The organism is Staphylococcus sp. SB1-57 (genome assembly GCF_017086425.1).
GTDB classification, from domain to species: Bacteria; Bacillota; Bacilli; order Staphylococcales; family Staphylococcaceae; genus Staphylococcus; species Staphylococcus warneri_A.
On sequence record NZ_CP070964.1, the window covers coordinates 1,556,828 to 1,571,735 of the forward strand.

13 protein-coding genes are annotated in these 14,908 nt (G+C 33.9%); 2 read left to right on the forward strand and 11 right to left on the reverse strand.

Annotated features, from left to right (window positions below; translation table 11 throughout):
- The first annotated feature begins 1 nt into the window (after position 1).
- Positions 2-205, forward strand: a complete 204-nt coding sequence (locus JX000_RS07645) for a TM2 domain-containing protein (RefSeq protein WP_002450595.1) — start codon at positions 2-4, stop codon at positions 203-205.
- Positions 206-278: 73 nt separating this feature from the next.
- Here JX000_RS07645 and priA read toward each other — a convergent pair whose 3' ends face one another.
- From priA to gmk, 4 genes are all read right to left on the reverse strand, one after another.
- Positions 279-2,687 (reverse strand): primosomal protein N', encoded by a 2,409-nt coding sequence (gene priA, locus JX000_RS07650; RefSeq protein WP_206140573.1) that lies wholly within the window; start codon positions 2,685-2,687, stop codon positions 279-281.
- On the reverse strand, positions 2,687-3,886 hold the full coding sequence (gene coaBC / locus JX000_RS07655) for a bifunctional phosphopantothenoylcysteine decarboxylase/phosphopantothenate--cysteine ligase CoaBC (protein WP_206140574.1): 1,200 nt from the start codon (positions 3,884-3,886) through the stop codon (positions 2,687-2,689). Before coaBC ends, priA begins: the two co-directional genes overlap by 1 nt.
- Before the next feature lie 216 nt (positions 3,887-4,102).
- The gene (rpoZ, locus tag JX000_RS07660; RefSeq protein WP_002450598.1) at positions 4,103-4,315 is read right to left on the reverse strand and encodes a DNA-directed RNA polymerase subunit omega; all 213 of its coding nucleotides are present in this window, start codon (positions 4,313-4,315) and stop codon (positions 4,103-4,105) included.
- Positions 4,315-4,938 carry a guanylate kinase gene (gene gmk / locus JX000_RS07665; protein ID WP_002450599.1) on the reverse strand — a complete coding sequence of 208 codons (624 nt, stop codon included), beginning with the start codon at positions 4,936-4,938 and terminating at the stop codon, positions 4,315-4,317. Before gmk ends, rpoZ begins: the two co-directional genes overlap by 1 nt.
- A 192-nt stretch (positions 4,939-5,130) precedes the next feature.
- Between gmk and JX000_RS07670 the strand changes: the two genes are divergently transcribed.
- Entirely contained in the window at positions 5,131-6,837 is a 1,707-nt protein-coding gene (locus JX000_RS07670; protein WP_206140575.1) for an Rqc2 family fibronectin-binding protein, read from the forward strand.
- Between the two features lie 63 nt (positions 6,838-6,900).
- On the opposite strand, the gene JX000_RS07675 is transcribed toward JX000_RS07670, so the two are convergent.
- The 7 genes from JX000_RS07675 to JX000_RS07705 form a co-directional block, all read right to left on the reverse strand.
- Entirely contained in the window at positions 6,901-7,308 is a 408-nt protein-coding gene (locus JX000_RS07675) for a VOC family protein (RefSeq protein WP_049425263.1), read from the reverse strand.
- A gap of 379 nt (positions 7,309-7,687) precedes the next feature.
- Positions 7,688-7,912, reverse strand: coding sequence for a hypothetical protein (locus tag JX000_RS07680; protein WP_107532444.1), 225 nt, complete (start codon positions 7,910-7,912; stop codon positions 7,688-7,690).
- Between the two features lie 24 nt (positions 7,913-7,936).
- Positions 7,937-8,548, reverse strand: a complete 612-nt coding sequence (gene pyrE / locus JX000_RS07685) for an orotate phosphoribosyltransferase (protein WP_002450603.1) — start codon at positions 8,546-8,548, stop codon at positions 7,937-7,939.
- A complete protein-coding gene (gene pyrF / locus JX000_RS07690; RefSeq protein WP_206140576.1) occupies positions 8,549-9,241 on the reverse strand; it encodes an orotidine-5'-phosphate decarboxylase in 693 nt (230 codons plus the stop codon).
- Positions 9,242-9,348: 107 nt separating this feature from the next.
- Positions 9,349-12,522, reverse strand: coding sequence for a carbamoyl-phosphate synthase large subunit (gene carB, locus JX000_RS07695; RefSeq protein ID WP_002450605.1), 3,174 nt, complete (start codon positions 12,520-12,522; stop codon positions 9,349-9,351).
- Positions 12,515-13,615: a carbamoyl phosphate synthase small subunit gene (locus JX000_RS07700; protein ID WP_206140577.1), complete on the reverse strand. Its 1,101-nt coding sequence runs from the start codon at positions 13,613-13,615 to the stop codon at positions 12,515-12,517. Before JX000_RS07700 ends, carB begins: the two co-directional genes overlap by 8 nt.
- Positions 13,616-14,893: a dihydroorotase gene (locus JX000_RS07705; RefSeq protein WP_049425267.1), complete on the reverse strand. Its 1,278-nt coding sequence runs from the start codon at positions 14,891-14,893 to the stop codon at positions 13,616-13,618. It lies immediately after the preceding gene.
- Between the last annotated feature and the right edge of the window lie 15 nt (positions 14,894-14,908).

Genomic DNA, 14,908 nt, shown 5'->3' on the forward strand with positions numbered 1-14,908 from the left:
TATGGAAGTCAATAAAGTCATTTACATTTTATTAGCCGTATTCTTAGGAAGCTTTGGAATTCATAAATTCTATGCTGGTAAAACGATGCAAGGCATCTTACACATCTTATTCTGTTGGACAGCGATTCCTCATGTATTAGCAATTATTAGTGCTATTCTAACATTATTCAAGCCTGCAGATGAAAATGGTAATGTGACAATGTAATCTAGCATTGCATTACAACCTAACAAATAAAGCCATTGTGTGTCATCTTTATGTCACACAATGGCTTTTCTATTTACATCATCATTTGTGGATTAATGTCGATTTTTAATGCTAATTTGTCTTTAACATATTGATCATGATAGTAATCGTCTAAATATTGAAGTGCTTTATGAAGTTCTGGCTCTCGTTTGTATTTAACTAAAATTTGGAAACGATATTCGTTATTAATTCTAGATAGTGCTGCAGGTGATGGTCCTAAAACAAGCGCTTGATCTGTAAGATGTTGTAATAAGATTTTATGAATATGTTTGGAAGCTTCCATTACTTTTTTCATTTCTTTATGTGAAATCGTGAAGTTAATTAAAAAGTAATACGGCGGATATTTTCCTAGTTTACGATAAGTCATCTCTTGTTCATAAAACGTTAAATAATCATTTTTCCTAACATCTTCAATAGCATAATGTTCTGGATTATACGTTTGAATAATCACTTTACCTTCTTTTTCATGTCGACCAGCACGACCTGCTACTTGTGTTAATAGTTGATATGTTCGTTCACTCGCTCTGAAATCAGGTAAATTGAGCATGGTATCTGCGTTGAGCACCCCAACGAGAGTGATGTTTGGATAGTCTAGCCCTTTGGCAATCATCTGTGTTCCTAAAAGTATATCTCCTTTACCATTTTCAAAATCATTGAGTAACTTTTCATGCGCACCTTTACGTGAAGTCGTATCAACATCCATTCGAATAATTTTTGCCTGTTCAAATTCTTGTTGTAATAACTCTTCAACTCTTTGTGTTCCCGTACCAACTTGTCTAATATGTTCACTCTCACAATTAGGGCATCGATTAGGTGGTGTTTCTTGATATCCACAATAGTGACATTTCAGTAGATCTGTCGTCTTATGGTAGGTTAAAGAAATATCACAGTTTGGACATTGTGGTACATGACCACAATCACGACATAACATAAATGAAGCGTAGCCTCTTCGATTTAAGAATAATACAATTTGTTCATTGTTATTTAAACAATGTTGAATCGCATCTCTTAACGTTGATGAGAACATTGAACGGTTGCCTTCAGCGAGCTCTTCGCGCATGTCCACGATATCAATTTCTGGTAATGCTTGATTATTCACTCTATGTGGTAATGCAAGTAATTGATAGACATTTTTTTCAGCACGTGCATACGATTCTAAACTTGGTGTCGCACTGCCTAATATGACTGGACAATGGTGATAACGACTTCTCCATTGAGCAATATCTCTGGCATGATATCTAGGATAATCTTCTTGCTTATATGTAGACTCGTGCTCTTCATCGATGATGATTAATCCTAAGTTTTTAAATGGTGCGAATATACTAGAGCGTGCACCGACACTAACTTGTGCACGTCCATCACGAATTTTTTGCCATTCATCGTAACGTTCTCCATTTGATAAACCTGAATGTAATACAGCAACATCATCACCAAAACGACGTTTGACTCTTAATACCATTTGAGGTGTTAAAGCAATTTCAGGTACAAGCATCATAGCTTGTTTACCTTGATTTAGAGCGGATTCAATTGCTTGTAAATAGACCTCCGTTTTACCAGAACCTGTCACACCATGTAATAAAAAGGTTCTTTCTTCGTTGGCATCTATTTTCTCTTTGATTACATCAAAAGCGCTTTGTTGGTCATGTGTTAATTGACGCTTATCTTCTTTCTCAAAAATTCGATTCGCAAATGGATCTCTTTCTATTTCAGCATCATATTTTTCCAAGTACCCCTTTTTAATGAGGGTATCTAAACTTGATTTAGAGAATCCCATTTCTTCAATTTCTTTTAAAAAGACATCTCTATGACGTTCATCTAATAAGTACGCATATAAATCATATTGTTTAATCGCTTTTTCCAAATGATTAAGTATCTCATCCGGATTTCCTATTTCTGTCACTTTAACGGCACGTTGCGTTTTCTTCTTAATATTTTGCGATAAAATTGTTGTTTCTTTTATGATGTCTTGCTTTAGCAAATCATTCAACGCTTCTAAATCATCATTTTTTTGAGCATCTTTATAGAAATAATAACCTTCTTTATTAAATCGCTTTAAAAGTAATTCAGGTATATCATCACCTTTAAGAACCTCAAATGCCTTTTGATATTTAGCTTTTATTGCATTCGGTAACATCACTTCTAAAACAGATATACGTTTTGTTAAATGATAATGACTAAGCCATTCACTGAGTTCAATTAACTCAGGTGTTAGCTCTGGTTTAATATCTTGTATTTCTTTAATTTCCTTTAGCTTACTGATATCAATACCTTCATCAGGTTGACTTTGAATACTCATCACATAGCCTTGTATTGTTCTTGGTCCAAAAGGTACAATCACTCGCACACCTATTTGAACAAATGATTGCAGTCGTTCGGGAATGATATAATCAAACTTAAAGTCGACGCTTTTCGAAGGTATGTCCACAATAACCTTAGCTATCATTATTGCCACCTAGTTTCTAATTCGTCTAAAATATCGTTGGCAATTTCAACTTTTTTGCCTTTCTTAATATTGATCATATCTTGATTTTTAAAATGCATCGTTAATTCATTTTCATCTGAACTAAATCCAATTGAGTGGTCGCCTACATTATTTGAAATAATCACATCTGCATTTTTACGTTTTAATTTATCTTGTGCATACTTTTCAATATTTTGTGTTTCTGCTGCAAACCCTACTAAATATTGATGTGTTTTATGCTCACCAAGATATTTTAGTATGTCTTGTGTTCGTTTGAAATTAACAATTACATCACCATCTTGTTTTTTCATTTTATGGTCTAGAACTTCTGATGGCGTATAATCTGAGACGGCAGCCGCTTTCACAACAATATCTTGCATATCATATCGTTTAGCGGTTTCCTGAAACATCTCTTCTGCGCTTTCAACATGAATAACTTCAATACCTTCTGGATCTGCCAATTGTGTCGGACCAGTTATCAACGTGACATGTGCACCACGTTTTTTTAACGCATTAGCAATAGCAAACCCCATTTTTCCAGAAGATCGATTAGATACAAATCTAACAGGATCAATGACTTCAATCGTTGGCCCTGCAGTAACTAATGCATGTTTGCCATTAAATGAACTTTCCACTGTTGTCTCTTGTTGATGGAAATATTGATTGATGACTGAAACAATTTGTAAAGGTTCTTCCATTCGTCCTTTAGCCACATAACCACACGCTAAGTATCCATCACCTGGCTCTATAAATTGATAACCATCAGCTTTGAGTGTTTCAATATTATGTTGTGTGCGCTTATTTTCATACATATGTACATTCATTGCAGGTGCAATAAACGTTTGTGTTTCTGTTGCTAATAACGTTGACGTAATCACATCGTCTGCAATACCAACACTTAACTTCGCAATTGTATTGGCAGTTGCTGGTGCGACAATAATGACATCTGCCCAATCCCCCAATGCCACATGTTGAATTTCTTGCGGGTTTTCTTCTTTAAAAGTATTTGTATATACTGGATTTTTACTTATAGACTGAAAAGCCAATGGTGTTACAAATTCTTGTGCATGGTTTGAAAGCATGACACGTACTTCGTAACCAGCTTGAGTAAGTTTACTTGTTAAATCAATTGCTTTATATGCTGCAATACCGCCTGTTACTGCTAATAAAATATGTTTCATTATCTACTTCTCCTTAAAACATTCTCATTTCACTGAATTCATTTCTTTAAATGAGGATATTCACACAATTTATATTCGCATCTATGTTCAAATTTATATTAATTATACACAAATTGTCGCTAATATTAAAAAAACACACCTCATCTACATGATATTTCCATCACAAGATTGTAATGAAATATCTTCAAAAAGGTGTGTCATAAAATTAGTATATGATTATCCTAAAAATTCTTGCGGGATAACTGGTGATACTTTGCCATCTGCAATTTCTTCTAATGCTTTACCAACAGGCTTAGCTGAATGATATTCAGTTTCTAAAGCTGTTTCTGGTCTTTCGTCTAATTCACGAGCTCTTTTTGCGGCAGTCGTTGCGATAAGATATTTAGATGTAATCTTACCTGTTAATTGGTTTAACGGTGGATTTAACATTATTTTTTAGCCTCCAGTATCATTTTTCTATATTTAGCTTCTATACGCTCACGTTTAAGGTGCTCAGCTTCGACAATAGACTGAATTTTATGTTTAGCTAATTCTACTTCGTCGTTTACCACTACATAATCGTATAAGTTCATCATTTCTACTTCTTTACGTGCTTCGGCAACACGGCTTTGAATTTTCTCATCTGATTCAGTGCCTCTACCAACTAAACGATCCCTTAAATCATCAAGACTTGGTGGAGCAAGGAAAATAAATAATGCTTCAGGGAATTTCTTTCTTACTTGTTTTGCACCTTCGACTTCAATTTCTAAAAATACATCATGTCCTTGGTCCATAGTATCTCTAACATATTGAACAGGCGTCCCATAGTAATTACCTACATACTCGGCATATTCAATAAATTGATCATCTTTTATTAATGCTTCAAACTCTTCTTTCGTCTTGAAAAAGTAATCTACACCATCAACTTCGCCCTCGCGCATGCTACGAGTTGTCATTGATATAGAGTACTTATACGAAGTGTTTGGATCTTCAAATATTTTTTTTCTAACAGTTCCCTTACCAACACCAGAAGGACCTGAAAGAACAATTAACAATCCTTTTTCATTATCCATGCCTTACGACCTCTCTAAGCTATTCTTCTATTATTTAAATATGATATCATATTGCACTTGAAATTGTATAGAGATACTTTAAGCAGTTATCCTCATTTTTCAATTATTCAATGTTTTGAACACGAATCATGACCATTAACACGATGCATGTTACAATAATGGGAATGAATAAAATGAAGGTGGAAGATAATTATGGCATATGATGGCCTATTTACAAAAAAGATGGTGACTTCTTTACAAGATTTAGTTACTGGAAGAATTCATAAAATCAATCAACCAGAAAATGATACAATCATCATCGTTGTTCGCCAAAATCGTCAAAATCATCAATTACTTTTATCTATACATCCTAGCTTCTCTAGATTACAATTAACGAATAAAAAATATGATAATCCATTTGATCCCCCAATGTTCGCACGTGTCTTTCGTAAGCATTTGGAAGGTGGTATTATTAAAGCTATTCGTCAAATTGGTAATGACAGAAGAGTTGAAATCGATGTACAAGGTAAAGATGAAATCGGTGATACGATACACCGCACAATTATTTTAGAGATTATGGGCAAACACAGTAATTTGATATTAGTAGATGACGAACGAAAAATTCTCGAAGGTTTTAAACATCTTACACCTAATACAAATCAATATCGCACAGTTATGCCCGGTTTTAAATACGAAGCACCACCTACACAACATAAACTTAACCCTTATGATGTATCAGGTAAAGATATTTTAAAATATATCGATTTTAATGCAGGTAGAATTGCTAAACAATTACTTAACACATTTGAAGGTTTTAGTCCTTTAATTACAAATGAAATCGTAAGTCGACGTCAGTTCATGACGCCTGACACTTTACCAGAGGCATATGATGAAGTGATGGCTGAAACACTTGAAGCTCCAACACCTGTGTTTCATAAGAATCATCAATCAGGTAAAGAGGATTTCTACTTCATGACATTAAACCAATTTTATGATGATAAGGTTACCTATGAATCACTCAATGAATTACTTGATCGTTATTATGATGCGAGAGGTGAACGTGAACGTGTCAAACAACGTGCTAACGATTTAGTTCGGTTCGTTCAACAACAACTTCATAAATATCAAAATAAATTAAGTAAATTGTTACAAGAATACGAAGGTACTAAAGATAAAGATAACTATCAACTTTATGGCGAATTAATAACCGCTAATATTTATCGTATAAAACAAGGTGATGAATCTGTAACTGTACTTAATTATTACAATAATGAGGAAATCACTATTCCTTTAAATCCAACTAAATCTCCATCAGTGAACGCTCAATATTATTACAGACAGTATAATCGCATGAAGACTCGTGAACATGAGCTCCAGCATCAATTACAATTAACTAAAGAAAATATTGATTACTTTACAAGTATAGAACAACAACTTGAACATATTACTGTCAATGAAATTGATGATATTCGTGATGAATTAGCAGACCAAGGATTTATGAAGCAACGTAAAAATGTTAAGAAGAAGAAAAATGCTAAAATCCAATTACAATCTTATATATCATCTGATGGCGACACTATTTTAGTTGGTAAAAACAACAAACAGAATGATTACCTTACAAATAAAAAAGCACAAAAAAATCATATATGGTTCCATACCAAAGATATACCAGGTTCACACGTAGTCATACTAAACGACACACCATCAGAGGAAACAATTAAAGAAGCGGCTATGTTAGCAGGTTATTTCTCTAAAGCAGGTAACTCTGGACAAATCCCTGTTGATTATACAGAGATTCGCCATGTGCATAAACCATCTGGCGCTAAACCTGGATTTGTTACCTATGATAATCAAAAAACATTATATGCTACACCTGATTATGATCATATACAAAAAATGAAATCTGACAGTTTAAATTAAGTCAAATTAAAGCACTGATTCTGCATCATTAAATGCAAAACCAGTGCTTTTTTATGTTATCGATTAATGTTTTTCTGGTAAAGCCAATTGGAAACTAACACCAAACTTATCTTGTACCCATGCAAACTCTCTATACGGAGGCATTTCTGTTTTAGGCATCAAAATGGCTCCCTCTTTTTTCAGACCACTAAATAATCTTTCCATTTCCATAGGATCTTTAACAGTGACATAAAGTGACATTGCAGGATTCATAGGTAATTCCTCTCCATTGTTCGCATCAATAGCCATAAATACTTGACCATTAAGTGTAAATATAGAGTGTTGAACTGTACCTGGTGTGCCTGGTCCATTTTCATCATATTTAACCATAGTTAAAATTTCACTATCTTCAAATAAACTTGTATATAAATTGATAGCTTCTTCGGCTTGATCATTAAACATTAAAAATGTTGTTATTTTTGGTATTTCCATTTTAATCCCCCTAAAGGTATGTTTATTTTTCTTTAATATAGTTTAACATGTGTAACGATTATTTTCTGTCCAAGACCTATTTATAAATCGGTCGTTTTCACAAAACTTTTTTCGAACAAGAGTTGATAAATTTTGACTTATCATTATGAACAGTTAAAATTAAACTAAGTGAAAAGGAGGCCATAACATGACACATGTACTTATACCTTTATTAATATTAGTAATTGTTCTACTCATTGGATGGCTATTAACTAAAATATTTATTCGTTAATACAATATACAATATAGAGCGGTGTACAATCATTGTTTAAACACTTTGACTGTACACCGCTCTATTATTTCATACTACTTATTAAGATGTAATTTCACTAAAGCCTTTTTACAACTCGCCTTTTACGCGTAAGTCTTGCTTTGCTTTTTTAAAAATATCACTTGAATGCACAAACGCATCTCGGCTCATCTCTTTCTGAAATTGAACCATCGTTGATTCATTAGTCTGAGCATCGGTGTATACATTTTCACGATAGTCCTCTTCTCTACTTAAAAATGCATTACAATGTTTTAAGGATGTATACAAATTATTATTATTGTTTTGTTTTTTCATGGTCATCCCACCTATGCTCTTATCTTATGATAAGTTATCTCTCCATTCAACTAATGTCTTAATATCATCTTCAGAAATTTCTCCTTGCTCTTTAGCAACGTCAATTAACTCATTATAATTACTTAATGTATAGAAAGGTATCTTCGCTTCATTAAATGTTTCATCAGCTTTGGCTAATCCATAAGTAAAGATAGCTACAACACCTAATACTTCTGCACCACTTTCTTTTAATGCATCTACTGCAGTTATTGAAGAACCGCCAGTTGAAATTAAGTCTTCTATAACTACGACTTTCTTACCTTCACTTTTCGCACCTTCGATTTGATTTTGCTTACCATGACTTTTACTTTTTGAACGTACATAGTTCATAGGTAATTCCATTTTTTCTGAAATATATGCAGCGTGTGGAATCCCTGCTGTCGCAGTTCCTGATATCACTTCTACATCTTCGAATTTTTCGTTAATTAATTTGATTAAACCATCTCTAATCGCATTACGTACGAGTGGATAACCTAATGTAACACGATTATCACAATAGATAGGTGATTTAATTCCTGAACTCCATGTAAATAAATCATTGGGTGAAAGTGATACTGCCTTAATATCTAATAATGCCTTTGCAATTTCTTTAGCCATTTAACCTAACCAACTTTCTTTAATAATTTGATAACTTTTAACTGGATCATCACTCTGTGTTATAGGTCGTCCAACGACAATATGTGTTGAACCTAATTGTTTTGCTTGCTCGGGAGTTGTAATACGCTTTTGGTCGTTTTGAGCGGCACCTTCTGGTCTAATACCTGGTGTAACCTTCATAAAATCTTTACCTAGTTGAGCAGTTATTAACTCCGCTTCAAGTGGTGAACATACCACACCATCTAAACCAGCTTGTTGACTTAACTTAGCATAGTTTAATACAGCCTCTTCAATTGTCGTTTGAATGTTTTGTTCTTCGTGTAACTGTGTCTCTGTAGTTGATGTTAACTGAGTCACCGCAATGATTCTGGTATGTTTATTATGTTGACGTAATCCTTTAATAGCCGCTTCCATCATTGCCTTCCCACCAGCTGCATGCACATTGACTAAATCCACATCTAGCTTCGCTAAACCTTCCATGGCTTTACTCACAGTGTTTGGAATATCATGTAATTTTAAATCCAAGAAAATACTATGTCCTCTATCTTTAATAGATTTAATCAGTTCAGGTCCGGTTTGATAGAATAATTCCATACCAACTTTAACAAATAATGGTTCATCGAATTGATCTAAAAATGCATTTACATTATCAGCTGATTCAAAATCTAATGCAATAATTGGTAATTGTTTCATCGTGTAACTCCTTATATTGAAAGTTCTTCAACCATAGCTAAAAACTATGAATTGAAGAACTTATCTTAAAATAAATGTAGACTTTAGCTTATTTAATTGAACTTGTTTTACATATTTCTCATTGTAAATGTCATACTTTCTATAACATTTGTTAATGCACTTGCAGTATCAAGTGATGTAAGACATGGGATACCATTTTCTACCGTAGTACGACGAATTTGGAAGCCATCTCTTTCCACTTCTTTACCTTTTGTCATTGTGTTGATCACGATTTGTACATCACCATTTTGAATACGAGTGAGTAAATCATTTTCGCCACCGATTTTGCCTACAACTTCTACTGGAATATCATTTTGATTTAATTTTTCAGCAGTCCCTTTAGTGGCTAAAATCTTATAACCGACTTCATTAAGACGATGCGCAATTTTAACAATTTCTTCTTTATCTTTATCACTTACAGTCATCAATACAGTTCCATGATCTTTAACTTCAAATCCACTACCTGTTAACCCTTTGTATAGCGCTTTTTCTAATGTTTGATCTTTACCCATTACTTCACCAGTTGATTTCATCTCAGGTCCTAAAGTGATATCAACATTTTTCAATTTATTAAAGCTGAATACTGGTGCTTTAACAAATACCCCTTCTGAATACGGTTGAATACCTTCTTTATAACCAAGTGAAGATAATTTTGTACCCATAATGGCTTGCATTGCGAGTTGAGCCATTTGAATATCAGTGATTTTACTTAAGAATGGTACAGTACGACTTGAACGAGGGTTTACTTCTAAAACATAAACACCGTCATGTGCAATCACAAACTGAATGTTAATTAATCCAACGATATTCAAGCCTTTCGCTAGTCGAATCGTATAATCTTCTAATGTCTCAATTTCTTCTTGAGATAATGTTTGAGGTGGATATACTGCGATAGAATCACCACTATGGACACCTGCACGTTCAATATGTTCCATAATACCTGGAATAATTACTGTTTCACCATCTGAGATAGCATCGACTTCGATTTCTTTACCAGTTAAGTATCTATCAACTAACACTGGATGTTCTGGGCTAGCTTTAACTGCTTGTGTCATATAGTTTTCTAATTCTTTATCATTATCAACAATTTCCATTGCACGACCACCAAGTACATATGAAGGTCTTACAACAACTGGGTAACCAATATTACGTGCATTTTCTAATGCTTCTTTTGGTGAAGTCGCAGTTTTACCTTGAGGTTGTGGTACGTCAATCGTATGCAATAACGCTTCAAATTCTTTTCTATCTTCAGCTCTGTTTAAATCTTCTAAAGATGTTCCTAGAATTTGCACGCCATGTTTAGCTAATTTATCTGCTAAATTAATAGCTGTTTGTCCTCCAAATTGTACAACGACACCTTTTGGTTGTTCTAGATTAATGATACTCATCACATCTTCTTCAGTAAGAGGTTCAAAGTATAATTTATCTGAAATAGAGAAGTCAGTTGATACTGTTTCTGGGTTATTATTGACAATAATTGCTTCATATCCAGCATTTTGAATTGCCCACACAGCATGTACTGTTGCATAGTCAAATTCAACCCCTTGCCCTATACGAATAGGACCTGAACCTAAAACTAAAATTTTCTCTTTGTCTGTAACAATGGATTCATTTTCAGTTTCATAGGTACCATAATAATATGGTGTTGTTGATTCGAATTCAGCCGCACATGTATCTACCATTTTGTATACTGGCGTAATATTGTTGTTAATTCTCAATTGATAGACGTCTTCTTCTGTCATATCAAATCGATGAGCAATGACTTTGTCACTGAAACCATAATCTTTAGCATATTTAAGATATTCTAAATCGCCTTGATGTGCTTTTAATTCATGTTCAATATTAATAATATTCTGGAATTTATTTAAGAAGAAATAGTCAATTTTAGTCATATTATGAATTTCTTCTAGTGTTGTACCACGACGAATGGCTTCACCGATGAAGAATAATCTTTCGTCATCCTGATGACTAATTCTTTCTTTAATGTAATCTAAATCAAAACTTTCTCCATTTGGTAATCCTAAGTGATGCACACCATATTCTAATGAACGAATTGCTTTGAGTAATGATTCTTCGTAGGTACGGCCGATTGCCATTACTTCACCTGTTGCTTTCATTTGTGTGCCTAATTCGCGTTCACCTTTTTCAAATTTATCAAATGGGAAACGTGGAATTTTAGAGATTACATAATCCAATGTCGGTTCAAATGCTGCATATGAAGTACCTGTAATTGGATTTAACATTTCATCTAATGTTAATCCAACAGCAATCTTTGCAGCTAGTTTGGCAATTGGATAACCTGTTGCTTTAGATGCTAATGCTGATGAACGAGATACACGTGGATTGACTTCAATAATATAGTAATTAAATGAATCTGGATCTAACGCTAACTGAACATTACATCCACCTTCGATGCCTAAAGCTCGAATAACTTTTAATGAAACGTCTCTTAGCATTTGGTATTCCACGTCTGATAATGTTTGACTTGGTGCAACCACAATGGAATCACCTGTATGGATACCCACTGGGTCAATGTTTTCCATATTACATACTACAATGGCATTATCATTTTTATCACGCATAACTTCATATTCAATTTCTTTAAAACCTGCAATTGATTTTTCAATTAAACATTGTGTAGCTGGACTATAATGTAAACCATTTGTTACAACTTCTTTTAAATCATCATCGTTATAGCAAATACCGCCACCTGTACCACCCATTGTAAAGGCTGGTCGAACGATTAATGGATAACCCACTTCTTCTTTAAATTTAAAAGCTTGTTCAACTGTATTTACAATATCACTTTCTGGTACAGGAACATCTAAATCATTCATCAATGTTCTAAATAGTTCACGGTCTTCAGCTTGTTGAATTGATTCTAATTCAGTTCCCAGTAGTTTCACATTATTAGCAGCTAATACACCACTGTCATGTAACTGAATTGCCATATTTAAACCTGTTTGACCACCTAAAGTTGGTAACAAAGCATCAGGTTGTTCTTTACGAATGATACGTGCGATAAAATCATGTGTTAAAGGTTCAATATATACTTTATCTGCAATTTCTTTATCAGTCATAATTGTAGCTGGGTTAGAGTTAACCAAGATCACTCTATACCCTTCTTCTTTAAGTGCAAGACAGGCTTGAGTTCCTGCATAATCAAATTCCGCAGCTTGGCCAATAATAATTGGGCCCGATCCTACTACTAAAATTGTTTGAATATCGTTACGCTTAGGCATTTACATTACGCTCCTTTTCGATGAACTCATTCATCATAGTAATAAACTCGTCAAATAAATAATTAGAATCACTTGGACCTGGTCTTGCTTCTGGATGATACTGAACTGAAAAGGCAGGTAACGTTTTATGTCTTAAGCCTTCAACAGTACCATCATTTAATGCAATATGAGTGACTTCTAAGTCTGTATTTTCTAATGAATCTCGGTCAATTGAATAACCGTGGTTTTGACTTGTAATGTCGACTTTACCTGTTCTTAAGTTTTTAACAGGGTGGTTGGCACCTCTATGTCCAAACTTCATTTTGAATGATGTAGCACCTTGAGATAAAGCAAATAATTGGTGGCCTAGGCAAATACCAAAGAATGGAATTTTGCCAAGAATACCGTTAATCATTTTCACAGCAACATCAATTTCTTCTGGATCTCCAGGACCATTAGATAGCATTACACCGTCTGGAGACATTTTGATGATTTCTTCTGCAGATGTGTTATAAGGTACAACAGTCACATTACAACCACGCATGTTTAACTCTCGAACGATATTTTGTTTTTTACCAAAGTCGAGTAAGACAACACTTAAATCTGAACCTGTAGAAACATAAGGTGTTTTTGTAGAAACTGTCGATACTTCACCTCTAGGTAATTCAGTCGTTTTTAAATGTTGGACTAAGCTTTCAATGTCAGCTTTGTTATCTGTGAATCCGGCTCTTAATACACCGTGTTGACGAATCTTACGGGTAATACTTCTTGTATCTACCCCTGAGATACCTGGTATTTGGTATTGTACTAATACTTCGTGTAAAGTCTTTTGATTACGAAAATTACTAGGATGTGTACTTGCTTCTTTCACAACAACACCATTCAATGTTGGAGTTAAAGATTCAAAATCATCTCTATTGATACCGTAATTTCCAATTAATGGGTACGTAAATGTAATAATTTGACCCGTATATGATGGATCCGAAATCGTTTCTTGATAACCTGTCATAGCTGTATTAAATACAATTTCGCCAATTGAAAGTTCATCTGAACCTAATTGATACCCTTCATAATAAGAGCCGTCTTCAAATACTAGATAACGTTTTGAAAGCATCTATTTTTCCTCCTTAAATACTACTTCACCTTTAACCATTGTTAATACCGGATGTCCGAATACTTTTTCACCAATAAATGGTGTGTTGTCAGCTTTAGATAAGAAATCTTCACTTTTAATTTCTTTTTCATTTTCTAAATCAATAATTGTGATGTCTGCGTAACTATCTTTATGCAACTTACCATAATTAAGATTAAAGATAGTTGCTGGTTTAATTGTTAAGTAATCGATTAATTGTTTTAATGACCAATTACCATTTCTAACAAAGTGCGTATATAATAATGGGAATGCAGTTTCACTACCTACAATACCGAATGGTGCTTTTGTCATTGGTTGTTCTTTTTCTTCTTTCGCATGAGGTGCATGATCAGTTGCGATACAATCAATTGTTCCATCTAATAAACCTTCTAATAATGCATCACGATCTTCTGTACTTCTTAATGGTGGATTCATTTTGTAATTTGCATCATCACCTGGCACATCATTTTCAGTTAATAATAAGTGATGAGGTGTTACTTCTGCAGTTACATGAATGCCTGCTTTTTTAGCGTCACGAATGACACGAACACTTTCTTTAGTAGAAACGTGACATACATGGTAATGACAACCTGTCGCTTCTGCTAATAGAACGTCTCGGGCAATTTGAACTGATTCACATACATTTGGGATACCTGGAATACCTAATTCCTCACTACGTTTACCTTTGTGCATAGCACCACCGTATATTAAACTATTATCTTCACAATGTGCTACGATAGGTTTTTTCACTTTTGCAGCTTGTTTCATAGCAGCATACATCATACTTGCTTGTTGTACACCAACGCCATCATCAGTAAAGGCAAACACACCTTCATCTGCTAAAGCTTGGAAATCTACTAACTCTTTACCTGCTTGTCTAGTTGTAATAGAAGCGTATGGTAAGACACGAATTTGTGCTGAATCTTTGATTTTTTCTCTTAACGCTCTTATATTTTCCACTGAATCTGGTACTGGTCTTGTATTTGGCATTGGACAAATAGTTGTAAAACCACCTCTTGCAGCTGCTTTCGTACCAGTTTCAATTGTTTCTTTATGTTCTCCACCTGGTTCACGTAAATGTACATGAACATCTACAAATCCAGGCGCGATTAAATTTCCTTTAGCATCTATAACTTCAATATTTTCAGATGAAGAATCAATTTTACTGCTAATCGTTTTAATTCTTTTACCGTCAATAAGAATATCCGTATTTTTTAATTTTCCATTTTTTATAATTTTACCGTTCTTAATTAGTTTCATGATTTAAATACCCCT